The organism is Rossellomorea vietnamensis (assembly GCF_001305855.1).
Lineage (GTDB): Bacteria > Bacillota > Bacilli > Bacillales > Bacillaceae_B > Rossellomorea > Rossellomorea vietnamensis_A.
Genome location: NZ_LIXZ01000009.1, coordinates 92,416 through 118,627, shown reverse-complemented (window position 1 = coordinate 118,627; position 26,212 = coordinate 92,416). Strand labels below are relative to the sequence as shown.

24 protein-coding genes and 1 other annotated feature (1 of these 25 cut by a window edge) are annotated in these 26,212 nt (G+C 45.9%); of the genes, 9 read left to right on the top strand and 15 right to left on the bottom strand.

The genetic code is table 11. The features are described 5' to 3' along the window. Positions 1-63: a binding site (T-box leader), on the bottom strand (it extends 146 nt beyond the left edge of the window). A gap of 185 nt (positions 64-248) precedes the next feature. Next, a complete protein-coding gene (locus AM506_RS13375) occupies positions 249-3,188 on the top strand; it encodes a transglycosylase domain-containing protein (RefSeq protein WP_060672982.1) in 2,940 nt (979 codons plus the stop codon). Positions 3,189-3,674: 486 nt separating this feature from the next. On the opposite strand, the gene acsA is transcribed toward AM506_RS13375, so the two are convergent. Next, a complete protein-coding gene (gene acsA, locus AM506_RS13370; protein WP_060672981.1) occupies positions 3,675-5,393 on the bottom strand; it encodes an acetate--CoA ligase in 1,719 nt (572 codons plus the stop codon). Between the two features lie 253 nt (positions 5,394-5,646). On the opposite strand from acsA, the gene AM506_RS13365 reads away from it, so the two are divergent. From AM506_RS13365 to AM506_RS13350, 4 genes are all read left to right on the top strand, one after another. Beyond that, positions 5,647-6,279, top strand: a complete 633-nt coding sequence (locus AM506_RS13365) for a GNAT family N-acetyltransferase (RefSeq protein WP_060672980.1) — start codon at positions 5,647-5,649, stop codon at positions 6,277-6,279. 29 nt (positions 6,280-6,308) lie between these two features. Continuing rightward, positions 6,309-6,956 (top strand): acetoin utilization AcuB family protein, encoded by a 648-nt coding sequence (locus AM506_RS13360; protein WP_060672979.1) that lies wholly within the window; start codon positions 6,309-6,311, stop codon positions 6,954-6,956. After that, positions 6,953-8,128 carry an acetoin utilization protein AcuC gene (locus tag AM506_RS13355; RefSeq protein ID WP_060673013.1) on the top strand — a complete coding sequence of 392 codons (1,176 nt, stop codon included), beginning with the start codon at positions 6,953-6,955 and terminating at the stop codon, positions 8,126-8,128. The genes AM506_RS13360 and AM506_RS13355 overlap by 4 nt, the downstream gene beginning before the upstream one ends. Before the next feature lie 187 nt (positions 8,129-8,315). Next, positions 8,316-9,425, top strand: coding sequence for a hypothetical protein (locus tag AM506_RS13350; RefSeq protein WP_060672978.1), 1,110 nt, complete (start codon positions 8,316-8,318; stop codon positions 9,423-9,425). A gap of 62 nt (positions 9,426-9,487) precedes the next feature. Here AM506_RS13350 and moaA read toward each other — a convergent pair whose 3' ends face one another. Genes moaA through mobB form a run of 3 tightly spaced genes read right to left on the bottom strand, consistent with a single transcriptional unit; the run spans position 9,488 to position 11,639 of the window. After that, positions 9,488-10,495, bottom strand: coding sequence for a GTP 3',8-cyclase MoaA (gene moaA, locus AM506_RS13345; protein WP_060672977.1), 1,008 nt, complete (start codon positions 10,493-10,495; stop codon positions 9,488-9,490). A 32-nt stretch (positions 10,496-10,527) separates the two neighbouring features. Beyond that, positions 10,528-11,124, bottom strand: a complete 597-nt coding sequence (locus AM506_RS13340; protein WP_160316880.1) for a molybdenum cofactor guanylyltransferase — start codon at positions 11,122-11,124, stop codon at positions 10,528-10,530. Continuing rightward, positions 11,121-11,639: a molybdopterin-guanine dinucleotide biosynthesis protein B gene (mobB, locus tag AM506_RS13335; RefSeq protein WP_160316879.1), complete on the bottom strand. Its 519-nt coding sequence runs from the start codon at positions 11,637-11,639 to the stop codon at positions 11,121-11,123. Before mobB ends, AM506_RS13340 begins: the two co-directional genes overlap by 4 nt. A gap of 122 nt (positions 11,640-11,761) precedes the next feature. On the opposite strand from mobB, the gene moaC reads away from it, so the two are divergent. Next, the gene (gene moaC / locus AM506_RS13330; protein WP_060672975.1) at positions 11,762-12,253 is read left to right on the top strand and encodes a cyclic pyranopterin monophosphate synthase MoaC; all 492 of its coding nucleotides are present in this window, start codon (positions 11,762-11,764) and stop codon (positions 12,251-12,253) included. A gap of 35 nt (positions 12,254-12,288) precedes the next feature. Here the strand turns inward: moaC and modB are convergent, their stop codons facing one another. The 7 genes from modB to AM506_RS13295 are packed head-to-tail and all read right to left on the bottom strand — an operon-like array spanning position 12,289 to position 17,337. Beyond that, positions 12,289-12,948, bottom strand: a complete 660-nt coding sequence (modB, locus tag AM506_RS13325) for a molybdate ABC transporter permease subunit (RefSeq protein WP_060672974.1) — start codon at positions 12,946-12,948, stop codon at positions 12,289-12,291. 27 nt (positions 12,949-12,975) lie between these two features. Beyond that, positions 12,976-13,731, bottom strand: a complete 756-nt coding sequence (modA, locus tag AM506_RS13320; protein WP_060672973.1) for a molybdate ABC transporter substrate-binding protein — start codon at positions 13,729-13,731, stop codon at positions 12,976-12,978. A gap of 12 nt (positions 13,732-13,743) precedes the next feature. After that, positions 13,744-14,256 (bottom strand): MogA/MoaB family molybdenum cofactor biosynthesis protein, encoded by a 513-nt coding sequence (locus AM506_RS13315; protein WP_060672972.1) that lies wholly within the window; start codon positions 14,254-14,256, stop codon positions 13,744-13,746. 45 nt (positions 14,257-14,301) lie between these two features. After that, positions 14,302-14,535, bottom strand: a complete 234-nt coding sequence (gene moaD / locus AM506_RS13310; protein ID WP_060672971.1) for a molybdopterin converting factor subunit 1 — start codon at positions 14,533-14,535, stop codon at positions 14,302-14,304. After that, positions 14,528-15,004 (bottom strand): molybdenum cofactor biosynthesis protein MoaE, encoded by a 477-nt coding sequence (locus AM506_RS13305; protein ID WP_235576114.1) that lies wholly within the window; start codon positions 15,002-15,004, stop codon positions 14,528-14,530. Before AM506_RS13305 ends, moaD begins: the two co-directional genes overlap by 8 nt. Further along, positions 14,997-16,313 carry a molybdopterin molybdotransferase MoeA gene (locus tag AM506_RS13300; protein WP_152968604.1) on the bottom strand — a complete coding sequence of 439 codons (1,317 nt, stop codon included), beginning with the start codon at positions 16,311-16,313 and terminating at the stop codon, positions 14,997-14,999. The genes AM506_RS13305 and AM506_RS13300 overlap by 8 nt, the downstream gene beginning before the upstream one ends. Positions 16,314-16,323: 10 nt before the next feature. Beyond that, positions 16,324-17,337, bottom strand: coding sequence for a MoeB/ThiF family adenylyltransferase (locus tag AM506_RS13295; protein WP_060672969.1), 1,014 nt, complete (start codon positions 17,335-17,337; stop codon positions 16,324-16,326). Between the two features lie 338 nt (positions 17,338-17,675). Here AM506_RS13295 and fdhD point away from each other — a divergent pair, with 338 nt between their 5' ends. From fdhD to AM506_RS13280, 3 genes are read left to right on the top strand one after another with little or no spacing between them, the layout of a single operon-like run. Continuing rightward, positions 17,676-18,491 (top strand): formate dehydrogenase accessory sulfurtransferase FdhD, encoded by an 816-nt coding sequence (gene fdhD / locus AM506_RS13290; RefSeq protein ID WP_060672968.1) that lies wholly within the window; start codon positions 17,676-17,678, stop codon positions 18,489-18,491. A gap of 26 nt (positions 18,492-18,517) precedes the next feature. Continuing rightward, positions 18,518-21,463: a formate dehydrogenase subunit alpha gene (gene fdhF, locus AM506_RS13285; RefSeq protein ID WP_060672967.1), complete on the top strand. Its 2,946-nt coding sequence runs from the start codon at positions 18,518-18,520 to the stop codon at positions 21,461-21,463. Continuing rightward, positions 21,456-21,944 carry a DUF1641 domain-containing protein gene (locus AM506_RS13280; protein ID WP_060672966.1) on the top strand — a complete coding sequence of 163 codons (489 nt, stop codon included), beginning with the start codon at positions 21,456-21,458 and terminating at the stop codon, positions 21,942-21,944. Before fdhF ends, AM506_RS13280 begins: the two co-directional genes overlap by 8 nt. Positions 21,945-21,998: 54 nt before the next feature. Here the strand turns inward: AM506_RS13280 and motS are convergent, their stop codons facing one another. The 4 genes from motS to AM506_RS13260 all read right to left on the bottom strand — a co-directional run bounded on the left by motS (position 21,999) and on the right by AM506_RS13260 (position 26,068). Continuing rightward, on the bottom strand, positions 21,999-22,736 hold the full coding sequence (motS, locus tag AM506_RS13275) for a flagellar motor protein MotS (RefSeq protein ID WP_060672965.1): 738 nt from the start codon (positions 22,734-22,736) through the stop codon (positions 21,999-22,001). Beyond that, positions 22,726-23,541, bottom strand: coding sequence for a flagellar motor protein MotP (gene motP / locus AM506_RS13270; RefSeq protein ID WP_060672964.1), 816 nt, complete (start codon positions 23,539-23,541; stop codon positions 22,726-22,728). The genes motS and motP overlap by 11 nt, the downstream gene beginning before the upstream one ends. 59 nt (positions 23,542-23,600) lie before the next feature. Continuing rightward, the gene (ccpA, locus tag AM506_RS13265; protein WP_060672963.1) at positions 23,601-24,599 is read right to left on the bottom strand and encodes a catabolite control protein A; all 999 of its coding nucleotides are present in this window, start codon (positions 24,597-24,599) and stop codon (positions 23,601-23,603) included. A 392-nt stretch (positions 24,600-24,991) separates the two neighbouring features. Next, positions 24,992-26,068 (bottom strand): bifunctional 3-deoxy-7-phosphoheptulonate synthase/chorismate mutase, encoded by a 1,077-nt coding sequence (locus AM506_RS13260; protein ID WP_060672962.1) that lies wholly within the window; start codon positions 26,066-26,068, stop codon positions 24,992-24,994. Between the last annotated feature and the right edge of the window lie 144 nt (positions 26,069-26,212).

The window sequence follows — 26,212 nt, the reverse complement described above, 5'->3', positions numbered from 1 at the left end:
AGCACCCACTGACTCTCTTCGTAACAGGGAAGGCAGACTACTTATTCCTCTCATTGCGTTTTACATTTATATTTCATGCAGAAATCCGACTATATGCCGGATCAACATTCATTTCGCTATATTAGGTTTTTACCATATTCTAAAATAATAGTCAACTAAACGCATGATAAAAGACCATTTTATTTGACTTTTTACGACAGCCTTCCTGGAATTATGCTATAATGGGAATGTTCTGGGGGGAATGATATATGAAGGAAAAATGGAACATATTACGTGAAAAATTAGACCCTGCAATCAGGTTCTTTTCAAATACTAGACTACAAAAACGAGCAAGAATTACATACGGTGTATTCTGGAACCTGTCTTTGATCCTGGTCGTCATCTTTGTACTGGGATTCGCATTTGCAGGAGGAGTCGGAGCGGGTTATTTCGCTTCACTCGTGAAGGAAGAACCGATCCGTCCTTATGACCAAATGAAAAAGGACATCTACAACTACGAGGAAACCTCACGACTTTACTTCTCTGATGACGTGTATCTCGGAAAACTCCGGACCGACCTGGAACGTGAAGAAGTGAAGCTTGAAGATATTTCAGAAGATCTACAGCATGCCGTCATTGCCACGGAAGATGAGTACTTCAACGAACATAACGGTGTCGTACCGAAAGCGATCATGCGCGCCGTCCTGCAGGAATTCATGAATTCATCTAACCAATCGGGCGGGAGTACACTCACCCAACAGCTGATCAAAAATCAGATCCTCACGAATGAAGTATCATTTGAAAGAAAAGCGAAAGAAATCCTTCTCGCTCTTCGCCTGGAAAGATTCTTTGATAAAGATGAAATACTGGAAGCGTATCTGAATGTAGCGACTCTTGGACGGAACTCATCCGGTCAAAACATCGCTGGCGTCCAATCGGCTGCCAAAGGAATCTTCGGAGTGGATGCAAAGGATTTGTCCCTGCCTCAGTCAGCCTTCATCGCAGGACTTCCACAGGCACCCTTCTCTTACACGCCATTCAAGAATAATGGGGAAATCAAAGAGAATCTCGAAGCCGGGATGAGCCGAAAAAACACGGTCCTCTACCGGATGCACCGGGAAGGTTACATCACGAAAAAGCAATATGACGATGCCGTTGCTTATGACATCTCAAAGGACTTTGTAAAACCTAAGCCATCACCTCGGGAGCAATATCCATGGCTCACTGCCGAACTTGAAAGCAGGGCAGTGGAGATCATGAAAAATGTGCTTGCCAAGGAAGATGGATATTCCGAACAGGATCTCGAAAATAATGATGAACTTGAAGATAAGTACCAGACGCTTGCTGACCGCAATGTCCGTCAAAGCGGGTATGAAATTCATTCGACCATCAACAAGAAAATCTATGACCAAATGCAGAAAACTAAAGATGCGTATGATATGTACGGTCCTACCAAAACCAGAACAGTAAAAGACCCTGACACAGGGAAAGAAGTAGAAATCGAAGAGCCGGTTCAAGTCGGCGCCGTGATGATCGAGAACAAAACGGGCCGCATCATCAGCTTCATCGGCGGCCGGGATTTTAAATTGGAACAAATCAACCATGCCACTCAGTCACACAGATCAAACGGATCTACCATGAAGCCTTTGCTCGCTTACGGACCTGCACTCGAATACGGGTACATCTCACCGGGATCACCGATTCCTGATGTGGGCGTCAACATCAATGGCTGGAAACCGGAAAACTATTCGTTCAGGGAGCGCGGACTTTTCCCTGCAAGGTTTGCCCTGGCAGAATCATTGAATCTTCCAGCCGTCAGGACGTATGCGAATATTTACAACCGGAATCCTTTTAAAGAGTTTCTGTTGAAGATGGGCTTCGAGTCCCTTTCAAGCAGATATGACAATAACCTGTCGCTCACTCTAGGGGCGACGACGACGGGTGTCACGGTAGAAGAAAATGTGAATGCCTACACCACTTTTGCCAATGGAGGAAAATTCATCGATGCGTTCATGATTGACAAGATCGTCGACAAGGATGGCGAGGTCGTCTTTGAACATAAGACAGAGCAGGTGGATGTCTTCAGTCCGCAAACCGCTTATTTAGCAATCGATATGATGAGAGATACCCTGGATCATAATCTTGGTACAGGACGCTATGCGAAGACCTTCCTGAATTTTGATTCAGACTGGGCCGGGAAATCCGGAACGAGTCAGGATTACAAAGATCACTGGTTCGTGGCAACGAATCCTAGCATCACCTTCGGGACCTGGTTCGGTTATGACACACCTTCGTCACTGAACACGCCGGGATCCCGTGCACGATATGGGCATTACGGCTTGCGTAACATCCGCTTATGGTCGTATCTGCTGAATGATGTCAGGGACCTGGCTCCCGATCTGATAGACCCTGATGCCTCCTTCCAACAGCCGGAAGGAATCGTCAGAAGATCCTTCTGTTCCATCTCCGGACTGCTTCCATCCGAAGCATGCAGCCAGGCGGGACTTGTTAAAAGTGATTTATTTAATGCAAAATACGTTCCTACCAAAACGGATGACAGCTTGCTAATGAGCCGATACGTAATGGTGAATGGAAAGAAATACCTGGCATTACCGAATACACCGGCAGAATTTTCACAGCCGGGTGTCATCCTGAACCCTGACTTTGTGAAAAATATCTTCGGTGCTGTCCCTGGGGATCCCGATAAACTCATTCCGGATGGGGACGAACGATTTAAAAATGTTCTTATCGCTGAGAACAAGATTTCCGATGACGGGGCTGCTCCTGGAACCGTCAATGCAAGCGGAAACGGCAACAAAATTACGTGGACACCATCCGCAAGCAGCGATGTCGTCGGATACAGAGTATACCGCACATCCGGCGGAAAAGTCGGAAGCGTCAAATCCGGATCAAGTTTAGCAGTATCCGTCGGAAACGGTGATTTCTACGTGGTTGCCGTCGATGTAGCCGGCAAAGAGTCCAGCAGGTCCAATACGGTCCAGATCGGAAAGCCTGCACCGAAACCGGATCCTAAGCCTGAAAAACCGGGTACAGATCCGAAACCACCTGGTGACAAACCAGCCGATCCACCGCCAAAACCGGATAAACCGGACAAGCCGGAGCCACCACCTCCTGCAGATGATGGCGGTGGTGACGGAGGCGGAACCGAACCACCTACAGAACCGGAGCCACCACCAGCGCAGAACTAGTGCTTGTTTGTAAAGAGGGAAACGTCGTTATGACGTCTCCCTCTTTTTTTTGTTTCACGATGTCTTAATTGAGTAACTACTGATGGTCTGAATAAGCGGAGATTCTCCGGTTAAGACTTCAGAATAGAGCTTTATTCTGGATATAAGCGGAGGTATTCCGACTAAGCAAAGAAATATTAACCATTTTCACGTTTTTCGAGTAAATAGTCGGAATCTTTCCGTCTATTTAAGGTAATTTCAGTTCTATTTGATAATTAAGCGGAATTCCTCCGCTTAATTATCAAATTGGCTTTATCCTCCTTTGTTGAACATGGACAAAAGAAAAAAGCCTTAGAGGTATTTGCACCTCTAAGGCTTTTTCACTGTGAATTATGCTGTGGAAGTTTAGCTGATGATTCGCTATTAGAATCGGTCTGCGATTAACCGTTTTGCACCTAACAAATAAACCCCCACTCACAAAGAGCAGGGGTTCATACTACTTATCCATCAGTCTTCCATCGTACTCAAATCACCTGTCGGCAAATCTAACTCCCATGCCTTCAATACGCGGCGCATGATTTTTCCGCTTCGTGTTTTAGGAAGTTTGTCGCGGAATTCGATTTCTCTCGGTGCCGCGTGGGCAGCGAGTCCTTTTTTCACGAATTGGCGAATCTCTTCCTTCAACTCGTCTGTCACTTCGTATCCGTCACGAAGGGCGATGAATGCTTTGATGACTTCACCGCGGACCGGGTCGGGCTTCCCGATTACACCCGCTTCAGCGACAGCCGGATGTTCAACAAGCTTGCTTTCCACCTCGAAAGGACCTACCCTTTCTCCTGAAGTCATGATCACATCATCGATCCGTCCCTGGAACCAGAAGTATCCGTCTTCATCCATGTAAGCGGAATCCCCTGAAACATACCAATCGCCAGGCATGAAGTATGATTCATATTTCTGTGGATTATTCCAGATTTGATTCATCATCGATGGCCAGCCCTTTTTGATGGCCAGGTTCCCCATCCGGTAAGGCGGTACTTCATTTCCTTGATCATCGACGATCGCGGCTTGGATACCAGGGAATGGTTTTCCCATGGAGCCCGGTTTGATTTCAAGGCTTGGATAGTTACAGATCAGCTGACCGCCTGTTTCCGTCATCCACCACGTATCATGGATGCGCAGGTTGAATACTTTCATTCCCCAGCGGACAACCTCGGGATTCAATGGTTCTCCCACGCTGAGGATATGACGGAGGGAGCTCAGGTCGAATTGTTTCACGACTTCATCCCCTGCACCCATCAGCATCCGGAAAGCGGTCGGTGCGCTGTACCAGACCGTCACACCATAGTCTTCAATCGTTTTATACCAGTTCTCCGGCTTGAAACGACCCCCGACAATGACATTGGAGGCACCCGTCAGCCACGGACCGAAGATTCCATAGGAAGTACCTGTGACCCAGCCTGGATCCGCTGTGCACCAATACACATCTTCCTCTTGAAGGTCCAGTACCCATTTAGACGTTTGATAGTGCTGGATCATTGCGTTATGGACGTGAAGGACCCCTTTGGGCTTTCCAGTGGAACCGGACGTATAGTGAAGGATCAGACCATCGTTCCGGTCCACCCATTCCACTTGAAGCTTATCGCTTGCTTCAGCAAACTTCGTCATGAAGTCTACGTGTACATCATCTTCCTCCACACCTTCTCCTACAAGGAAGACGTGCTTCAGATTCGGCAGCTCACTTACAGGAACCCTTGAAAGTAGCTCGGGAGTGGTAATGAGAACCTTTGCTTCGCTATCCTCCAGGCGATCCCGGATAGCTCCCTCCATGAATGCTTCAAACAGGGGTCCCACGATGGCTCCGAGTTTGATCGCCCCCAGGACGGAGAAATACAATTCCGGTGATCTTGGCATAAAGATGAACACACGGTCACCTTTCTCAACATCCCCAAATCTCTTCAATACATTTCCTGCTTTGTTCGACATCTTCTTCATATCAGAGTACGTATATTTTTCATCACGTTCTGCATCTCGGTAATAAAGAGCGACTTTATTCTTCCTGAAAGACACTGCATGCCGGTCAATCGCTTCATGCGCAAGATTGACGCGACCTGTTTCCGCCCATGAAAATTCCTTCTCGACGTCTTTCCAATCGAATGAATCATACGTATTTTCATAGTTTTCAAGATTATAGTTTCCCTTTGTCACTGGTAGCGCTTCCACTTTCATATACCGTATCCCCCTTATGTAAGAAATTACAATCTTATTATAGTATAAAACGAATATTTTCTCAATTTTTTAAAAAATCTGCCATGAAGTATTTCTACTGGATTCTGGTGCAATATCTCCTCAAAACCCCGTCACTAATAGGTATTTCAGAATAACAATCCTAATCTAAACGTCTGAATTTTTTGTGAAAGCGCTCTCTCGTTTTCGATTTCATGTATAATGGAAGGGAGGAATATCTTTAGGTGGTGTCCAGATGAAATTGAAAAAAACCTATAATGCAACAGAGTTAAAGACAACTAAAGGAAATATCATTATTGAAGGTCCGATTTCGGCAGAGGATTTGTCCCGTCTTGATTTCCATGAAGACCTGGTTGCTTTCAGACCTCCTGCCCAGCAGCACAAGGCCCTGATTGAGATTGCCGGTTTACCGGAAGGGCGCATCTTGATTGCAAGGGACAATCATACCATCGTCGGATACGTTACATATTTATATCCTGATCCCCTCGAACGGTGGTCACAGGGAAAGATGGAGAACCTGATCGAGCTTGGAGCCATCGAAGTCATCCCGAAATTCCGCGGGGCGGCCGTCGGGAAGAATCTATTAAAAGTGTCCATGATGGATGATCATATGGAAGATTATATCGTCATTACGACCGAATACTATTGGCACTGGGACCTCAAAGGGACTGGCCTGAACGTATGGGAATACCGGAAAGTGATGGAAAAAATGATGAACGCCGGCGGATTGGAATATTATGCAACGGATGACCCTGAAATCAGTTCCCATCCGGCCAACTGCTTAATGGCAAGAATCGGAAAACGAGTGGATTCAGATTCCATTCAGCAATTTGATCAGCTTCGATTCATGAATCGTTTTATGTATTAACGTGACTGTTTCTAAAAGGGGTGGAGAGCGTGATAGTAGAAGAGATAATGAAAACGAAAATCGAAACATTGAAAGCGGAGGATACGATTGAATCGGCCATAAACTTAATGAGGGAAAAGAAAATCAAACATATCCCGATCACGAATGACGAGATGGAGGTCGTCGGCATCGTAAGTGACCGGGACGTGAAGGATGGTACACCTTCTATTTTCCATGATGGATCTGTTACTTCCGAGTTACAGAAGCCCCTTAAATTCATTATGAAGACCGACGTGATCACGGGGCATCCACTGGATTTCGTAGAGGAAGTCGCTGCCCTTTTTTATGAGCATCATATCAGCTGCCTTCCAATATTGAAGGAAAAGAAGCTCGTAGGGATCATTACGGAGACCGATCTCTTGTATACCCTCATTCAATTGACCGGTGCACATCAGCCCGGATCTCAGATTGAAGTGAAGGTCCCTCATAAAGCCGGCATCCTCTATGAAGTGGCCGGCATCATCAGACGGCATAATTCCAATATCCAAAGTGTCCTTGTCTATCCTGATAAGAAAGACGAATCCTTTAAAGTCCTTGTATTCCGGGTGCGGACGATGAACCCGATGAACGTGATCAGTGATCTAAAGAAAGAAGGATATGACGTGTTATGGCCAAACATGCCGGGAATCTCATCATGACAAAGGATGCTGTCTTTATTTATTCAGATGAACTGCTGGGGTACCGGTTCTCTGATGAGCATCCCTTCAACCAGACCCGGATCACCCTGACAATGGACCTCTTAAAGGAAGTGAAGGCTCTTCAACCGGATGATATCGTCCCTCCGCGGATGGCTACAGACGAAGAGTTATTTCTTAATCATGATCCCAACTATGTAAACGCTGTCAGACAAGCGAGTAATGGCCAGCTTTCTCAAGATCAGGCAGAAGGATTCGGGATCGGTACAGAAGATACCCCCATGTTTCAAGGTATGCATGAAGCAAGTGCATATTTAGTGGGCGGCACGCTGACGGCCGTTGACTGCGTCATGACCGGTAAAGCGAAGCATGCTATCCACTTGGGGGGCGGATTGCATCACGGGTTCAAGGGTAAGGCTTCCGGGTTCTGCATTTATAACGACAGTTCCGTGGCGATCCGTTATTTACAGGAAAAATACGGGGCACGGGTATTGTACGTCGATACAGATGCCCATCATGGGGATGGGGTCCAGTGGTCCTTTTACGATGATCCCGATGTGTGCACCCTGTCGATTCACGAGACAGGCAGGTATCTCTTCCCGGGAACGGGCAATATCAATGAGCGCGGTCACGGAAAAGGATATGGATTTTCATTCAATATTCCCCTTGACGCTTTCACGGAAGACGAATCGTGGCTCGAGGCATATGAAACGTCCTTCCGGGAAGTCATTGAATTCTTCAAGCCGGACGTGATCCTGACCCAAAACGGTGCGGATGCCCATTACTATGATCCACTCACCCATCTTTCGGCAACCATGAACATTTACCGTGAAATCCCCCGCATCGCCCATGAACTTGCCCATGAGTATTGCGGCGGGAAGTGGATTGCCGTTGGTGGCGGCGGCTATGACATATGGAGAGTCGTCCCACGTGCCTGGAGCATGATTTGGATGGAGATGACGGGGCAGATGGATCTTGCCTCCTCTTTTCCATCTAAATGGGTCGAACGCTGGAAAGAGAAAGCAGGCGTCACATTACCAACGGAATGGACAGATGCACCCGATATCTATAAGCCGATACCGAGAAAAGGGGAAATCACGGAAAAGAACAAACAAACCGTTGAAAAAGCCCTGTATTCCATCCGGCAGCAACTGAAACACAAGCCATCGATTTAATCTAAGACTAACCAATGTACAGTAGAGATGATAGAATGATAGAATAAGTGCCAAGTCCAAAGGATGTGTCAGGGCTTGGCGCTTTTCTGATTAAATCTTTCTATCAATTTGTTTACATAGCTTTCTTGTAAAGGAAAATGTGTTAAACTCCTCCATAATCTTCTAAGAAAAAAGGATGTGTGAGGCAATGAATAAATATTTGCCGCTAATGTTAACCGTAACACTTGCACTGGGAGCCTGTTCCTCTCCCACTGCTACAAAAGAACCGGAGAAAAAAGAAACCACTTCGGAACAAGGGAAGTCTAAAGGAGAAAAGAATCCTAAAGAAGACAAGGTCGCAGAAAGCAAGGAAGAGAGTAAGCCACCTTTCAAACCGCTGGAACCGGCTGAAGATGCAGTGTCCCTGAAGGAAAAACTGTCAAATGAAGAAGAACAGCAACCGCCTGAAGGAGAGTCTAAGGAAGAGGTCCCTCAACGAACGGTACCTTTTGGTGAGACACTTGCAAACGGTGTGGAAGACCCCTCGGACGGACCACTAAAGAATCATCGACTGGTGACCTACTATGGAACGCCCGCATCCAAACATATGGGGATTCTCGGAAAATACGAACCAGAAGAATACATAAAGAAACTGAAAGAACAAACCCAGGTCTATTCCGATCTCGACCCGGATCGTCCAGCGGTCCCGACGATTGAATTGATTACCACCATGGCCCAGAATGCGCCCGGTCCGGACGGTGATTATGTGCAGATGACGTCTGAGGAAAATATCGAAACGTATGTGAAGCTTGCCGAGAAGCATGATGCCCTCGTATTGCTCGATATTCAACTCGGAACGGATACGGTGATGAATCAGGTGAAAATGGTTGAAAAGTGGCTTAAGCGCCCGAACGTTCATCTGGCAATCGATACGGAATTCCACGTTGCCGAAGGGGAAAAGCCCGGAGAGGATCTCGGCGAAGTCGATGGCCGCGAAATCCAGGAGGCCATCGAGTATATATCAGCCCTTGCGGAGAAAAACGATCTACCGGATAAACTGGTCCTCGTCCACCAATTCACCGGTCCCGTGCTGACGAACAAAGATGCGATCAAACCGACTGAAAACGTCGAAGTCGCCATCAACTTCGATGGCTGGGGAGCAGCTGCTGATAAACAGGCATTGTACGGCCGATACGTTCGGGATGAACCGACTCAGTATGGCGCCTTCAAAGTCTTCTATGAGAAGGATTTCCCGGTCCTGACACCCGAAGAGGTGCTGAAAATGGATCCGAGTCCGGCAGTCGTCAATTATCAGTGATCCCTTCGATCATTTTAAAAAAGCAAGGATTTCTCTTTGGTGAGAAATCCTTGCTTTTTCATTTATCCTCCAATATAGGACATCTCGATTTTCCGGGATGCCTGGCTTTCTTCCGTTCTTATTTCAGAATAACGATCATCCCGTTTTTCCCATACGCTTCTGATCGCTTCTTTCAGTTCATCATCAGAAGCATTGCCCCGCATCATGGCCTTCAAGTCGAATCCACTTTCGGCAAATAGACACGTGAACAGCTTTCCATCTGTGGATATCCGTGCGCGGTTGCAGCTGGTACAAAAACTTTCCGTTACGGAGGAAATGAATCCTACCTCTGTATCTGTCCCGCTGTACCGATACCTTTTGGCCACTTCTCCATCGTAACCGGGCTCCACGGGTTCCAATGGATAATGACTGTTTATAAGATCATGGATTTCCTTCTTGCTGATCACATCTTTATAATTCCAGCCATTTGTGGTTCCGACATCCATAAACTCGATGAATCGAAGCGTGATCCCTTCTTGTTTAAAATAGTGAACCATCGGCATGATTTCATTGTCGCTAAGGCCTTTTTTCACTACCATATTCACTTTCACTTCAAGGCCTTCCTGTTTGGCAGCGCGAATCCCCTCCAATACAGGTTTTACTCGCCTGCCCACATCATTGATCTTCATAAATACCTCATCATCCAGGGAATCCAGACTTACGTTCACTCTTGTAAGGCCGGCTTGTTTCAATGTCTTTGCATACTTCGGCAGGAATACTCCATTTGTCGTTAAGGCGATATCCTTTATATCTGTCACTTTAAATAAGCTTTCAATCAACTCGGGCAGATTTCTTCTAAGCAGGGGTTCTCCCCCCGTGAACCTGATTTTTTCCACACCGAATTCAGAAAAAATGCCGGCTAAACGGGTGATCTCCTCAAATGAAAGAATCTCTTCTCTTTCTAAAAAGGGATAATCTGCTCCAAAAATTTCTTTCGGCATGCAATACCTGCACCGGAAATTACATCGATCCGTTACAGAAATCCTCAAATCACGAAGGGTTCGGGTTCTCTTGTCTATGATATGGTCCATGCATGCTCACTCCAGTTACAGTTTTCATACTTTCATTTAATATAAGTATCGTAATCTTGCTTCGTATTGATATTATGAAAGGCTTCCTTTTCTGCTACTTCCTCTTCTGTCAGATATAGGACAGAGAGGCTTTTAAGTATATTACCCATCTTATAATCTTCATTAACAAGCTGTTCATAAATCGTTTCCCTGACAGACTCCCGATACAGGGCTAACAAAGGTTGGAGCTTACCCCCAATGACGGGAACAATCGCATCATACCTTTCATCCACTTTACTTACCAGCCGATTCACTAAGCTGCTCGTCACAAGCGGGACATCGACAGGAAGTACGGCGTACCATTCTGCTTGATATGCACTCATGACCGTATAGATTCCAGCCAGAGGACCACAGCCTTTGAATTCGTCCACATCCTCTACTACGTGTACATTTGGCAAAGCTTCAAATCGGGAGAATAACCTTGAGCTTGTCACAATGATCATCTCATCGGCAAAGGAAGAAACGGCCTGAAGCGAGTGCTGGAAGAACGGCTTCCCTTTATATAAAGAGAAAGCTTTGTCGCTTCCAAATCGCCTGGATTGTCCCCCTGCCACGATGACTCCGGCTATTTTGATATCACGAATCTTCAAAACCCCCTTTCCTTTTTTTTTAGAGATGCCTGAAGCCATGAAAGATACCATTTTTCAAATTCCTTCATCCCGTCATTTGAGAAATAAGCGATCGTCACCTTCTGCTCTTCAATCGGGAAAGGGGCTATCACCGCAACCACATTCTCGATTTCCTGAAGGATTCGTTGATCACTCTGATTCCGAAGAAGAACGATCTTGGGGTATCCTTCCCTTTTGTATCCTTCTACTATAACCAGATCCGTTTTCATATAAGAATAGATTGAGAGGATGTCATCAAGCTGCCAATCCGATTTTGAAATAGCGAGCTGAAGCATGCCACCTCCTTCCACACCTGATATCGCTGCTCCAGCCCTCTGATGCAAAGTACTATCGGTGCCTTCAACCACATCAGGCTTTCCACCGTGACCATGATGTTTGCATGAAGAAACGGAAATCCCTGATTCAGCAGCCCATTGGATCATATTGCAAACCAGGGAAGTCTTCCCACTATTTTTAAAACCAACCACCTGTATCACCGAAAGATCCTCCAACACACCCATCACCTCACTTCCATTTACTGAACCACATACACTAGCTACGGCAGTGGGCAATTTACTTTCGTTCAAATTACGATTACACTAAAACAGAGGTGAACATAATGTCTAACTTTACTCATTTTAATGAAGAGGGCAGAGCGAAAATGGTTGATATCTCAAGCAAAGAGGAAACCGTCCGAACGGCCAAAGCTCACTCTTCCATTCAAGTCAATCAGGAAATTCATCAAAAAATAGTCAATCATGATTTTAAAAAAGGCGATGTCCTTGGAGTCGCCCAGGTTGCCGGTATCATGGCGGCAAAACAAACATCTGCCATTATCCCGATGTGCCACCCCATTCCCATTAGCAGTGTGAATATCTCTTTTACATGGAAAGAAATAAGTGATGCCGATTATGAGTTACATATAACGGCCGAAGTCAAAACGAAAGGGAGCACCGGGGTGGAGATGGAAGCCTTGACTGCGGCTACGGCAACAGCCCTTTGTGTGTATGATATGTGTAAGTCTGTAGATAAAGGTATGATCATTGGACAGACCTACTTATTGAATAAATCGGGCGGGGAAAATGGTGATTTCCACCGGGATCATCTCTGACACACGATCCCTATGAATCTTCTGGCCTTCGCTCTTCAGGGCCGGTCGTTGATTCGATTGACCAACAGCAGGAAGATGAAGGAAACCGCAATGCTTATCCCGACATATTTCCACGCCAGACTGTCTTCCCCGGATTCAATGGCCACATAAATGGCCGTTGAGATGGTCTGGGTTTTCCCAGGGATATTCCCTGCAAACAGTAAAGTGGCCCCGAATTCCCCCAATGCCCTTGTGAAACTGAGTACCGATCCGGTCAGCAGGGATCTGCTGGCAAGCGGGATCGAAACATACATGAGAGTCTTCCTCTCTGAAGCACCATCCACCCTTGAAGCATCCTCAATATCTCCATCTATGCTCAGAAATCCCGCTTTGGCTGATTGATACATCAATGGAAAAGCCACTACGACAGCGGCAACGATGGCGGCATATGGGGTAAACAAAATCGTTTCTCCCATTACTTTTTCTATTCCTCTCCCTATTGGACTATTGATCCCAAACATGATGAGAAGAATGAACCCAACGACGGACGGGGGTAATACGAGCGGCAGCATGAACAGGGTTTCCAAAACGGTCTTTCCCCGAAAGTTGATCCGGGAGAACCTGTGTGAAAGTGCTATAGAAACAATGAACGTAAAAATGGTTGCTGACACTGCGACCAAAAGGGAAAGCTTGATAGGGAACCAGAATGATTCCATTTGAATGTCCACCTACTTCTTTACAAATTACCCTTTCGTAAATCCAAATTTTTCAAACGTCTCTTTTCTTTTATCGCTAATGACAAATTTGTAAAAAACGGCTGCTTCTTTTGGATGCTTGCTGTTTTGCAGAACTCCTGCATAGTAACCGATTTTCGAATGATAGGAAGAGCTGATCGACTGTATGGATTTCACCTTTTTGCTTGCAGTCAAATCACTGGCATAGACGATCCCCAACGACACAGACTGATTTTCCACCAGCGTAAGCACCCCTCTTACATCTTTGGCCAATACGAGCTGATCCTTGACAGCATCCCACTTATCCATCCCCATCAATGCCTGTTTCGCATAGTTTCCCGCCGGAACAAATGCCGGATTTCCTATGGCAAGCTTGTCCTTGGAGTGGGAAAGGGCATCAAGACTTGGGTCACTGCTCGATTCAGGGGCGATGATCACTAATCGGTTTGTTAAGAACGACCCTCCCAGGGTTGAGTCAATCAATCCCCGGTCTATCAATCTTTCGTAATCTTTTTTGGATGCAGAAAGAAACACATCGCTCGGGGCCCCTTGTTCCACCTGTTTTCTTAACGCGCCGGTTCCGCCAAAGTTAAAGACGATCTGAATGCCGGGATGCTGTTTCTCGAAGTCCTTTTTCACTTCCATCATACTATCTTTCAGGCTGGCCGCTGCCGATATGGTCAGGGTGACCTTGTCCTGGTCTTTAGGGGAACAGCCGGTTACAAGGAGTAAGATGGTGATGAGGATCCATATCCTTTTAGTCATCATGTTTCCCTTCTACCTCGAATCCTTTGTCATTTCATTTGCAATATGACCTATCTCGGGAATGATCAGTTGTTCCATGGCAAGCTTCACGGCTCCCGATGATCCCGGCATGGAAAAGATGATCGTGTCACCCGATACCCCTGCAATCGCCCTCGATAGAATGGCAGCGGAGCCTATATCATCCCGGTAGCTCAGGAAACGGAACAGTTCACCAAAGCCCACCAGTTCCTTATCCAGTAAAGATTTCACCGCTTCTATCGTTACATCCCTTTTGCTTATGCCTGTTCCACCATTCAATAAAACTGCCTGTATGTCTTGATTATGTACCGCTTTTTCAAGTGAAGCCGTGATGGTGCTGATATCGTCTTTTACGATTTCATATTCAGCGACGGAATGTCCTGATTGTTGGAGGAATTCCATTAGAAGCTTTCCACTTTTATCTGTATCTTTCGTTCTTGTATCGCTTACTGTCACCACTTTACATGTCACGGCTTCAGCCGCTGCCTTCCTATGCTCCTCTAGCATTGGATCATCTCCTTTCTTCTCTTCATCGTCGGTCGTGTAACCCCATCATCCCCCGCTGACTGGAGGAATGAGTGCCACCACGTCTCCTGAGGAAATCACTTCATCTTCCACGGAGTATTGTTCATTGACGGCAACCATGACGCCATCTAAGGAAGGAAGGTGGAAGTCATCCATCAGCCGTTCCTTCAGCTCTTTCACGGTGAGTTCCCCCTGGTCTACCGTCACCTCTTGTCGCCCTGCACTTTCCTGCAGATGGGCAAAAAGGAATACTTTAATCATCCGCTCCACTTCCTTTCATTGGTTTCCCGTCCGGATATTCTTGCTGCCCGCGTTGATCTCCTATCCACTGTTCGCCATCTTCCCAGTGTTCTTTCTTCCAGATCGGGACGATTTTTTTAATCTGTTCGATTACGTATTCATTGGCCTCATAGGCCGCTTTCCGGTGGGGGGATGATACGGCAATGACCACTGCCAGGTCAGATATTTCGAGCCTTCCCACCCGGTGTGTAATCGCTACCTTGGCAGCCGGCCACTTTTCTTGGACCTGCACCCCGATTTCTGCAAGTTTCTTCACAGCCATTGATTTATAGGCCTGATACTCTAAATAGAGGGTTCTTCTTCCTTTCGTCCATTCTCTGACGGTGCCGCAAAAAATGGTTACGGCTCCGGCGTTCCTGCTTTCCACTTTCGCCGAAACTTCTTCTGTAGAAATAGGGGCATCTGTTATCACAAATAAATCATCATTCACGGAGCTGCATCCTTTCTTCACTTGATTCATTCTTCTGAAAATAATACCCGGTCAGGTCGCTTCCCTGCTGGTCTTCCAGCAGTAATACGTGCACCCTCATTCCCTCCTCATATCCCCTTGTTCCACTCGGAAGGACAATCAGGACATTGGCGGAAGCCAGGGAGGAAACGACACCCGATTTATCCAGACCTGTCGGCGAGGCAAACACGCTTCCTCCTGAATACGTCATTTCCCCCCTGACAAACCGGGTGAACGGATTAGGCTTTGGAAAATCTTTACCGAGAACGGCTTCTTCCCTTCTGACAAAGAGATGGGGGCACTGTAGATAAAAGCGAATGACGGGTCGGACGAATAATTCAAAACCTACATAACAGGCAGATGGATTTCCGGATAACCCGAATAGGAGCTTTCCATCCTTCTCAGCAACCGTTGTGACACTTCCCGGCCGCATTCCCACTTTATTGAACAGCACATTGGCCCCAAGCTTTTTATAAATAGCCGGAAGGTAATCATAATCCCCTACTGATACACCACCTGTCGTGATCAGGAAATCCACCTGTTGAAGGGCATTTTCCACATGCCCGAAGCACAGGTCAAAGTCATCGCTCAATTGCCCCAGGAATATCCCTTCGCCCCCTGCCCGTTCAATCTGGGAGAGAACCATATAGGAATTACTATTCCTGATCTTACCGGGTACGAGGGGTTCATCTATTTCAAGCAATTCACTTCCAGTCGCCAGGACCCCTACTTTCGGTTTCCTGCTGACGGGGACTTCCTTATAGCCGAATGTGGCCAGGAGTGCAACGATCCCAGGATTGATGTACGTTCCTTTTTCAGCAAGGATCGTCCCCTTTTTCGTATCCTCTCCCCGGAAGGAAATATTGTCCCCCTCTTTATATGGCCGGTTTATGGTGATATATGCTCTTCCGTTTTCCTCATGGTTCTTCACTAATTCAAGCATGACCACTGCGCTCGCTCCCTCGGGAATCGGTGCGCCTGTCATGATCCGTACGGCCTGGTTCTCTTTTATCGGTTGATTGTATACACTTCCCGCTCCTATTTCAGAAACCACTTCCATGGAAACAGGGTTTTCCTTCGAAGCATATGTAGTATCTTCGGCTCTTATCGCAAACCCATCGTATGGGGAGCGGTCAAATAGCGGGACATCATGATCGGCAAAAAGATTTTCCCCAAGGAATCTGCCGGATGCCTTTTCGATTTCCACGGTTTCGACTGCGCCTTTCTTTTTGTACTTCAGAAGATATTCTATGGCTTCTTCTACCTTAATGGGCGTTCGACGTTCCAACATCTGCTCCCTCCTATCCGATTAAGCGATGATAAATCTTTTTAGCTTCGTTCATATCATTCGTACCATGGATAAATGTCCGGCCATCATGAAAGAACACGATCCTATATGGCTCATAATGAATTGAAAGTAAATATGGATTCCTCTTCATTTCCCCTAAACCTTTCAAGTTTCGTTCCAGTTCATTTAATGAGTGTTGATGATGCGGCGACCTGATCTGCACTGTGTCCCTTCCACATAGGACTGTTGTCTTGGTACGGTTTTCAAACTGTAGATATGGGTAAACCGGATTTTCGCCACAGGAAGGGCATCCATCCCTTTTGGCCTTTGATACATTCATTGTAAAGGATTGATTGCCCCACAGATCGAAGGTGATCAGCCCGCTTCTCAATGAGTCGTGATCCTCCACTAAAAGCTTCAGTGCTTCCGTTGTTTGATAGGCCGCTACCATTTGGACCACAGGAGCTATGATACCGGAAGAATCACACGTCCCCCCTGACATCGGAACGGATCCCGTGAGACAATTCAAGCAAGGCGTCTTTCCTGGAAGAATCGTATAGCTCATCCCTGTGCTCCCGACACAAGATCCATATATCCACGGAACGTGATATTTAAGAGAGATGTCATTTATGATAAAACGGATATCAAAGTTATCCGTACAATCCAACAACAGATCCGCATCCTTAGCGGCCTCCGACAGCCATTCTACGTCAGCTTCTGCCACGGTGGCTGTGATATGTACTCCTGAGTTAATCTCATTCAATCTGTTTTTGGCAGCGACGGCTTTAGGTAACCCCTCCATGGCATCGCTCTCTGAATATAGCTGCTGACGATGAAGGTTGCTCATCTCAACATAATCACGGTCAATGATCGTCAATCTACCTATCCCCGCCCTGACAAGAGATTCTGCATTGGCAGATCCCAACGCCCCCGCCCCAATTACGACGACATGCTTCTCAGCTATTTTTCCCTGCCCGGCTTCTCCGATAGGTTTAAACAATACCTGACGGGAATATCTGTCACTCATCCTGCTACCGCCCCTTTTAGGCTCTGTTCGTTTCAAGAGAAGGATTTGGACTACCTTTCTCGAACACTATATTTTCAGAGCATTCTCAAAAATTATAGAAACATTATCTTTTACCCTAAAGAGTTCATTAATATTCCTGTATGCGATCATAACTTTCTATCATTCTCTCATCATGCGCCTTTTTCGTCGCATTCAGATGCCCGACAGAACACAGTATATAGGGTTTATATTAAAATAAGAAGAATTTTTTCATTTTTTTAAAGATTTCATGTTTTCCTTTCTTACTTATTAGGGAAAACACGAAATGATGATAGTTTCATAAATGGGAGGATAAGCTGTTGGAGGATAAAAGTATTCTAACCCGTACCGTCCGTAAATATGGTGATGGTGCCTTTTTTGAGGAAGTGGACGAGGTGGCTGCTGAATTCCCGCTTACCGTTCATTTAAATGGAGAAGAATGGGCGACGATGGTCTGTTCCCCTTCCAACCTGAAGGAATTGGTGGTTGGCTTTCTGGCTTCAGAGGGGATCATTCGGCGCTTCAACGAAATCACCCGTCTCTCCATCGATCAGGATAAAGGGTTCGCCTATGTACAAATCGATAAGCTGCCTGAAGACCGGGCAAGGAATACCTCGAAACGATTTATCGGTTCCTGCTGTGGGAAAAGCAGACAATTTTATTTCACTAACGATATGCTCACAGCCAAAACGGTTACGTCCAAAACGGAACTAACCGCCCTCATGGCCATTCATCACATGCAAGAGCTGCAGAACCATTCCCGGGACTTTCACAGGACCGGTGGAATGCACAATGCAGCGATTTGCAGTACCACAGGCATCATCCAATGCTATCAGGATATCGGAAGACATAACGCACTTGATAAGCTCTATGGATACTGTCTCATGAATCACATTTCAGTCAAGGATAAGGTCATTGCGTTCAGCGGGAGGATCTCTTCTGAGGTGCTTCTGAAGATTTCCAAGATGGGGATTGCCATCCTGCTATCCAAGTCGGCACCTACCAATCTTGCATTGGAACTCGCAGATGACTTGGGGATCACGGCCGTTGGATTTATCAGAGGCGACAGAATGAATATCTATACACACCCTGAAAGGATAACAGACGAAGACCTACATATTTCGGAAAACAAGTAAATCGATCAAGAGGAGGAGTTTTTATAATGGAAGGAAAGTTAACCGTTTTCGTTAATGGCATTCAATATGAGGCAGAGCCCGGTATGTCTGTCCTGGAATTTCTTAATATGAGGAAAGTGGAAATTCCGCAGGTTTGTTACCAGGAAAGCCTAGGTGCAATCGAAACCTGTGATACTTGCATTGTCTCCATTAATGGGGAGATGAGAAGAGCCTGTGGGACACTGCTTCAAGAAGCAATGGATATTCAGACAGAGCTTTCCCATGTGAAAGAGGCCAGATTCAAAGCGATGGACAACATCCTCGAGAACCACGAACTTTACTGTACGGTATGCGAGAAAAACAATGGTGACTGCACCCTCCATAATACTGTGGCCATGATGGGGCTCGAACACCAGATGAAACCGTTTGAACCGAAGCCATATGAAAAAGATTTTTCCGGCCAATTCTATCGATATGATCCGGATCAATGCATCCTTTGCGGAAAATGCGTGGAAGCCTGTCAGGATATCGAGGTCAACGAAACCCTTTCCATTGACTGGGAGCGTAAAAATCCCCGTGTCATCTGGGATAACGATGTCCCGATAGATCAATCCTCCTGTGTGAGCTGCGGCCAATGTGTGACCGTATGTCCGTGCAACGCCCTTATGGAAAACGATATGCTCGGAAAAGCGGGTTATATGACAGGATATAATACGAGCCTCCTCCGATCGATGATTGATATTACGAAAAATGTGGAAACAGGCTACGGTCCCCTTTTCGCCGTGTCCGATTCAGAAGCCCAGATGAGGGATGACCAAATCAAGAAAACCAAAACCGTGTGTACGTATTGCGGGGTGGGCTGCAGCTTCAATGTCTGGACAAAAGGAAGAGAAGTGTTGAAAATGTCCCCGACCGAAGAAGCCCCTGCCAATGGCATTGCTTCCTGTGTAAAGGGAAAATTCGGCTACGGCCATGTAAACAGCGACAAACGACTCACCCGTCCGTTGATCCGCGAGGGTGATCATTTCAAAGAAGTCGAGTGGGAAGAAGCCCTCCATTACGTGGCAGAGAAATTCAGGGAAATCAAAGAAAAGAATGGACCGGATGCACTCGGATTCATCGCCTCATCCAAAGCAACCAATGAGGAATCCTATCTCGTGCAAAAGTTGGCCAGGCAAGTCATCGGAACGAATAACGTGGATAATTGTTCCCGCTATTGCCAGTCTCCTGCAACCAAAGGGTTATTCCGAACAGTCGGATACGGGGGCGATGCAGGTTCCATGAAGGATATCGAGCATGCTGACCTTGTCATGCTGATCGGGACTAACACAGCGGATGCCCATCCAGTGCTCGCTTCCAAAATCAAACGTTCTCACAAACTCTTCGGCCAAAAATTGATTGTGGCTGACTTAAGAAAGCATGAAATGGCCCGGAGAGCCGATCTGTTTCTACATCCAAATCCAGGGACAGATCTTGTATGGCTATCTGCCCTATCCAAATTCATCATTGATCAGGGTTGGCACGATAAAGAGTTCATCAATAAAAAGGTGAATGATTTCGATGAATATTACCAAAGCCTTGCTCCTTTCACAATGGAATATGCTGAGGAAAAAACGGGTATCTCCCGAGAACATCTTAAAATCGTCGCAGAAAATATTCACCGTGCGGGTTCAACTGCCATTTGTTGGGCGATGGGCGTTACCCAGCACCAAATCGGGTCTGATACGTCCACTGCCATCTCCAACCTCCTGCTGGTTACAGGAAACTATGGAAAGCCCGGGGCAGGCGCATACCCTCTCCGCGGTCATAATAATGTCCAGGGAGCAAGCGATTTTGGAAGCATGCCGAATACGTTCCCTGGCTACCAGAGTGTGGAAGATGAAGAAATCCGTGCAAAATTCGAAGAGGCTTGGAAGACAGAGCTCCCTAAAGATATCGGTATGAACAATCACGAAATGGTGGAGGAAATCCACGAAGGAAATCTTAAAGGATTGTATGTCACCGGTGAGGATATGGGAATCGTCGACTCTAACATCAATTACGTGACAGACGCATTTGAGAAGCTTGAGTTCTTCGTTGTCCAGGATCTGTTCCTTACAAAGACCGCCGAATATGCCGATGTGGTGCTTCCTGCCGTGCCAAGTGTCGAAAAGGAAGGAACCTTCACGAATACGGAGCGACGCATCCAGCGTATTTATCAAGCCCTCGAGCCCTTGGGTGAAGCAAGACCAGACTGGGAGATATATTCAGGTATCGCTGAAAAACTCGGATTCAACTGGGGCTATCACTCTCCCGCAGACATCATGGATGAAGCCGCATCACTGACTCCATTGATTGCAGGGGTTTCCTACGATAAGCTGGAAGGGTTCAACAGTCTGCAATGGCCCGTGCAGGAGGACGGTACGGATACACCTCTCCTTTACACGGACGGATTCCACTTCGAAGACGGGAAAGCCCGGTTCTATCCGCTCCAATATGAATACAACTATCCTGCACAAAAAGGATACGATTATCATGTGAATAACGGGCGGGTGCTTGAACATTTCCATGAAGGAAACATGACCTCCCATACGAAAGGCATCCGAAATAAAATGCCTGAACCATTCTTTGAAGTATCCGAAAAAATGGCTCAAGAACTTGAAATTGAAGAAGGCGCCCTCATCAAGCTTTCCAACGATAATGGTGTGAGCACAGGAAGGGTTCATGTGACGAAGGAAGTGTTTGATAAGGAATTGTTTATCACCTTAAACAGTGACGGTAAAAATGCGGTGAACTATTTGACGAGCAACAATGTAGATAAAGACACGGATACACCTGCTTATAAAGAGGTCTCTGCCAAAGTAGAAGTTCTCGAGAAAAAAGGAAAATCGCCAATACCCCATAACAATCACCGTTGGGCAACACGCAATCCGCAAATGGGCCCTGAAGTAGAAAGAAAATGGGCTCGAAAAGATTACGTCTTCCCTGGAAATGAGGTTGATACAAATGGCTAAATCCATTGACAAGATTATTCCACTGGAGATTCCGAAAGAAAAGATTCAGGAGCAGAACCTGAATGAACTGATAGAAGCCCTTGCTGAAAATAAAGATTCTCTTTTAAAAGTCATTGGGATCATTAAGCATATGGATGAAAATCGAAATCTGGATACAATCAGCTCCATGGTAAACCATCAGGAAGATATCCTGTATAACTTCTCAAAGGAAGCCAACAAAGATCAGAACGCGGCCATCCTAAATAACGTAGCCCGCATGATTGAATTACTCGGGAGTTTGAATCTGGAAGGGATTGAAACCTTGAGTGTCCGGAATACACGAAATCTGAACATAGGAAAAGAAAGGCCATCTACGAAGAGAACCGGGATTTTCGGATTGTTTCGTGCCCTTGGGGACCCTGCGGTTCAGCGTACCATTACGATCATCATCTATATTTTAAGAGGGATCGGTAAAAACCGCGTAAAGAATGATAAGAAATAATACAAAAAGACAGGCTGCCGACCTCTAAGGTTGGCAGCCTGTTTTCGATTGTCTTTACAATTGTTCTTCATAAGCGGGATCGGTGATGATCACTTCGACCCTCCTGTTCTTCTGAAGGTTCTCCACTTTATCATTAGGAGCGACTGGACGCGTGTCGCCATAACCGACGGCGATGAATCGTTTTGGATCGAGATCTTCCGTTGTGATCAAGTAACGCACCACACTGCTCGCCCTTGCGGATGAGAGCTCCCAGTTAGACGGGAAACGATATGTATTGATAGGGCGGTTATCTGTATGTCCCTCCACCTTCACAAAGTTCGGGATTTCGGATAAAAGCACGCCGACCTTATTCAAAAACGGATAGGCATCCGGAAGGACCGTTGCTTCCCCTGAGGCAAACAGTGCTTGTTCCTGAAGGACCAGCACGACCCCTCGCTCGGATCTGGTTGCCACTATTGCGTCACTCAATTTGTTTTCCTTCAAATAGCTCTGAATAGTTGCTAGTAAGGAGTTCAGATCTTGATTTGCCTCATTACCCTGCTGTTTCGAATCCTCCGACTCCATTTCAGGCTCTGCCGAGGGATTATCGAAAGGGATGACGGAAGGATAGAATTCGAGAATCTGCCGTTGCTGAAAGGAATCAGCGATAGTCCTGAACTTCACAATATCGATCTGTGACATCGAGAATAATAGAATGAAGAATACGAGAATAAGAGTAATAAGATCAGAAAACGTAACCATCCATTTAGGAGCCCCCGGAGGCTGAGATGCCGGTCTTCGTCTACGCTTCATCTGGTGCTGCCCCTTCTTGTTTCCTGTCTGAATACATCTGTAATTCCTCGTTGGATAAGAACACTCTTAACTTTTCTTCTAATATTTTCGGATTTTGACCGGATTGTACCCCGACGACCCCTTCGATCATGATTTGTTTCATAAACACTTCTTTCTCTGTTTTCATCGCAAGCTTGGATGCCATTGGCAGGAAGACAAGATTCGCAAGCAGTGATCCATACAAAGTCGTAAGCAAGGCGATCGCCATATTGGGACCAAGTGAAGCAGGATCATTCAAATTCTTTAACATCAGTACGAGACCGATCAGCGTACCGATCATCCCCCATGCAGGGGCATATTCCCCTGCCTTATCCAATAAACTCTTATTTTTACGGTGCCGCTCTTCTAAGGCAATGATTTCAGCATTCATGATATCGACGATCACATCCTGCTCGATTCCATCGACTGCGAGCAGGACGCCTTTTCGGATAAAGGGGTCCTCGACCGCTTCCACCTCTGCCTCAAGTGAGAGAAGGCCTTCACGTCTTGCTTTTTCTGACAGGGTCACAAACGTCCGGATCAAATCATGAAGATCATATTCCACATCCCGGAAGGATTCTCTCATCACTTTCCCCAGCTGTTTCAATTCCCTGATCGAGAAGCTGACCAGCATGGCTGCGATCAATCCGCCGATGACTACGAACATGGACGGAAGATCGATGAAGGAACTGAATCCGGTCACTCCCGCATTCGAAATGATTGCGAATGCAACGAATAGAAACCCTACTACAACCCCGATTGGTGTAAGAACATCAAGCTTTTTCATTTTGACTCTCCCTACAAAATAAGTTCTGTTTGTCTTTATCCTTTATATCGACAAACTCCTTACTTTGTTGAGTTACGGTATTCAAGTCGATGAGGAAGAACAACTGTCGATTCTTCAACCGTTTCCTTATTCATGTATTTTGTCAATAACCGCATGGCTACTGCTCCGATATCGTATAAAGGCTGTACAACAGACGTTAACTGAGGTCTGACCATCAGGGCAAGTCTTGTGTTATCAAAACTGATGATTTCCACTTCTTCCGGGATGGAAACGTTTTGATCCTGGGCACCATGTACGACACCAAGGGCCGTTTCATCATTCCCTACGAAAATGGCTGTCGGCTTGTCCGATAGCTCTGAGAACTTCTGCCAAGCTTCAAGTCCTGAATCATACGTATATTCGCCTTCTACAACAAGATCATCACTGTATTCGACGCCTGCCTTCGCAAGCGCCTCTCTGTATCCTTCCAGCTTGAACTTCATGTTGATCGTATCGTGGAAAGGACCGCTGACGAATCCAATGCGCTTGTGACCTTTTTCAAGCAGTTCAGAAACTGCGTCAAAGGAAGCAGCCTTGTAATCGATGTTCACGGACGGAACTTTGTTCGTTTCTTCAACGGCACCTGCCAATACGATCGGAACCGGAGAACGTTCGAATTCCTGCACATGTTCTTCAGAAATATGGCCGCCGAGGAACAGGATGCCATCCACTTGCTTCCCTAGCATCGTATTCAATAAGTGAAGTTCCTTCTCGGTATTCTGATCCGAGTTACTTAAGATGATATTGTATTTATACATCGTGGCAATATCTTCAATCCCACGTGCGAGTTCTGCATAGAAAATATTTGAGATATCAGGGATGATGACCCCGACCGTTGTCGTTTTCTTACTGGCAAGCCCTCTTGCTACAGCATTCGGACGATAGCCGAGTCGATCGATGACCTCTAATACCTTCTTCCTTGTTGCCGGCTTAACATTCGGATTTCCGTTAACCACTCGGGAAACCGTCGCCATACTTACATTGGCTTCTCTTGCTACATCATATATTGTCACGTTCATAGCTTACACTCCTTTACTCTTCTACTCATTTACCTTATTCTACACCAAATAAACCTAAAGAAAAAAGCGATTACAATAGTTTGTTAAAAAATGCACATATTTATGTTCACATTAGTGTTATATAGGTTATTTATCTGCAATTATGTAGATAATCATACGATAGTCTTGATATTACTGCAATGTCCACATTTGGTTTGTGCAAAAAGATTATTATAGCATATTGATGGGGAGTTGGGTGGATCGATTTCAGAGTGGAAAAATAGGTGGGATTGAGGGTTCACTGCTACATTTAGATTTCCGCTGATATCCGTACCAGTCCCCTACATAAATTTCACTTCCTTCCAACAATAAAAGGGCTGAATCCCGTTAAAAAGGATTCAGCCCTTCATTCATTATACTTCTATCGTTCTGCCCTTCAATACTTCCCTGTAGAAATGATCGAATTGATCCAGATCCATTTGCTGAGCCGAATCGGATAAGGCAACGGCAGGGTCGGGATGAACCTCGGCCATGACGCCATCTGCGCCGATGGCAAGTGCCGCTTTCGCCGTTGGAAGCAGAAGATCTCTGCGTCCGGTTGAATGGGTTACATCCACGAATACCGGTAGATGCGTTTCCTGCTTAAGAATTGGTACAGCAGAAATATCGAGTGTGTTTCTAGTGGCCTTCTCGTACGTACGGATTCCACGCTCGCAAAGGATGATGTCCCCATTCCCTTGAGAGATGATGTATTCAGCAGCATTGATGAATTCATCGATTGTTGCAGCTAGACCACGTTTAAGTAATACGGGCTTTTTAACGGCTCCTGCTGCTTTTAATAATTCGAAGTTTTGCATATTTCTTGCACCGATCTGGATCACATCAATGTATTCCAGTGCCGGTTCGATATCAGCCGGATTCACGATTTCACTGACGACAGCCAGACCGTATTCATCGGCCACTTTTTTAAGGATCTTCAATCCTTCAATGCCAAGACCCTGGAAGTCATAAGGTGATGTTCTTGGTTTGAACGCCCCGCCCCGAAGCAATTTAAGACCTTTTGCTTTAACGGCTTTCGCGACTTCAGCCACTTGCTCGTATGATTCAACGGCGCATGGACCGAAGACGAAATGAGGCTTTCCATCTCCAATGGCTTCTCCATTAATATTGACGATCGTGTCTTCCGGTTTCTTTTTACGGGAAACCAGCAGTGCTTTCCGGTGATCGTCCTTCTGAAGTTCCAGACCGGCTTTGAAGATTTCTTTAAAAATATGTTCAATGGTCGAATGTTCGAATGGACCATTATTATTTTCTTTAATCAGATTAAGCATTCCTCGTTCACGAACAGGATCATAGCGGTATACTCCTTGAGTCTCCTTGACACGACCGATTTCCTGAACTAATTTAGCACGTTCATTAATGGTGTCTAATAGTTTTAAGTTCATCTCGTCTACTTGTTTACGTAATTGATCGAGCTCTTGATTACTCACAATACAGCACCCTTTCTTTTTTTATCCTGTTCATACGTAAAAACTGTTATAGTTTTAAGAAAGTATGATACATTTTTGATATTGAAACTTATTATAATAGAACACATCGAAAATGTCACGATAAAATTCTTTATTAATTAGACG

What these genes read in the sequence shown, in the direction of transcription:
- AM506_RS13375 (WP_060672982.1), top strand. Translation starts at nt 249, where the DNA reads ATGAAGGAAAAATGGAACATATTACGTGAAAAATTAGACCCTGCAATC.
- acsA (WP_060672981.1), bottom strand. Translation starts at nt 5,393, where the DNA reads ATGAAAGTGGAAGCGCTACCAGTGACAAAGGGAAACTATAATCTTGAA.
- AM506_RS13365 (WP_060672980.1), top strand. Translation starts at nt 5,647, where the DNA reads ATGAAATTGAAAAAAACCTATAATGCAACAGAGTTAAAGACAACTAAA.
- AM506_RS13355 (WP_060673013.1), top strand. Translation starts at nt 6,953, where the DNA reads ATGACAAAGGATGCTGTCTTTATTTATTCAGATGAACTGCTGGGGTAC.
- AM506_RS13350 (WP_060672978.1), top strand. Translation starts at nt 8,316, where the DNA reads ATGAATAAATATTTGCCGCTAATGTTAACCGTAACACTTGCACTGGGA.
- moaA (WP_060672977.1), bottom strand. Translation starts at nt 10,495, where the DNA reads ATGGACCATATCATAGACAAGAGAACCCGAACCCTTCGTGATTTGAGG.
- moaC (WP_060672975.1), top strand. Translation starts at nt 11,762, where the DNA reads ATGTCTAACTTTACTCATTTTAATGAAGAGGGCAGAGCGAAAATGGTT.
- modB (WP_060672974.1), bottom strand. Translation starts at nt 12,948, where the DNA reads ATGGAATCATTCTGGTTCCCTATCAAGCTTTCCCTTTTGGTCGCAGTG.
- modA (WP_060672973.1), bottom strand. Translation starts at nt 13,731, where the DNA reads ATGACTAAAAGGATATGGATCCTCATCACCATCTTACTCCTTGTAACC.
- AM506_RS13315 (WP_060672972.1), bottom strand. Translation starts at nt 14,256, where the DNA reads ATGCTAGAGGAGCATAGGAAGGCAGCGGCTGAAGCCGTGACATGTAAA.
- moaD (WP_060672971.1), bottom strand. Translation starts at nt 14,535, where the DNA reads ATGATTAAAGTATTCCTTTTTGCCCATCTGCAGGAAAGTGCAGGGCGA.
- AM506_RS13300 (WP_152968604.1), bottom strand. Translation starts at nt 16,313, where the DNA reads ATGTTGGAACGTCGAACGCCCATTAAGGTAGAAGAAGCCATAGAATAT.
- AM506_RS13295 (WP_060672969.1), bottom strand. Translation starts at nt 17,337, where the DNA reads ATGAGTGACAGATATTCCCGTCAGGTATTGTTTAAACCTATCGGAGAA.
- fdhF (WP_060672967.1), top strand. Translation starts at nt 18,518, where the DNA reads ATGGAAGGAAAGTTAACCGTTTTCGTTAATGGCATTCAATATGAGGCA.
- AM506_RS13280 (WP_060672966.1), top strand. Translation starts at nt 21,456, where the DNA reads ATGGCTAAATCCATTGACAAGATTATTCCACTGGAGATTCCGAAAGAA.
- motS (WP_060672965.1), bottom strand. Translation starts at nt 22,736, where the DNA reads ATGAAGCGTAGACGAAGACCGGCATCTCAGCCTCCGGGGGCTCCTAAA.
- motP (WP_060672964.1), bottom strand. Translation starts at nt 23,541, where the DNA reads ATGAAAAAGCTTGATGTTCTTACACCAATCGGGGTTGTAGTAGGGTTT.
- ccpA (WP_060672963.1), bottom strand. Translation starts at nt 24,599, where the DNA reads ATGAACGTGACAATATATGATGTAGCAAGAGAAGCCAATGTAAGTATG.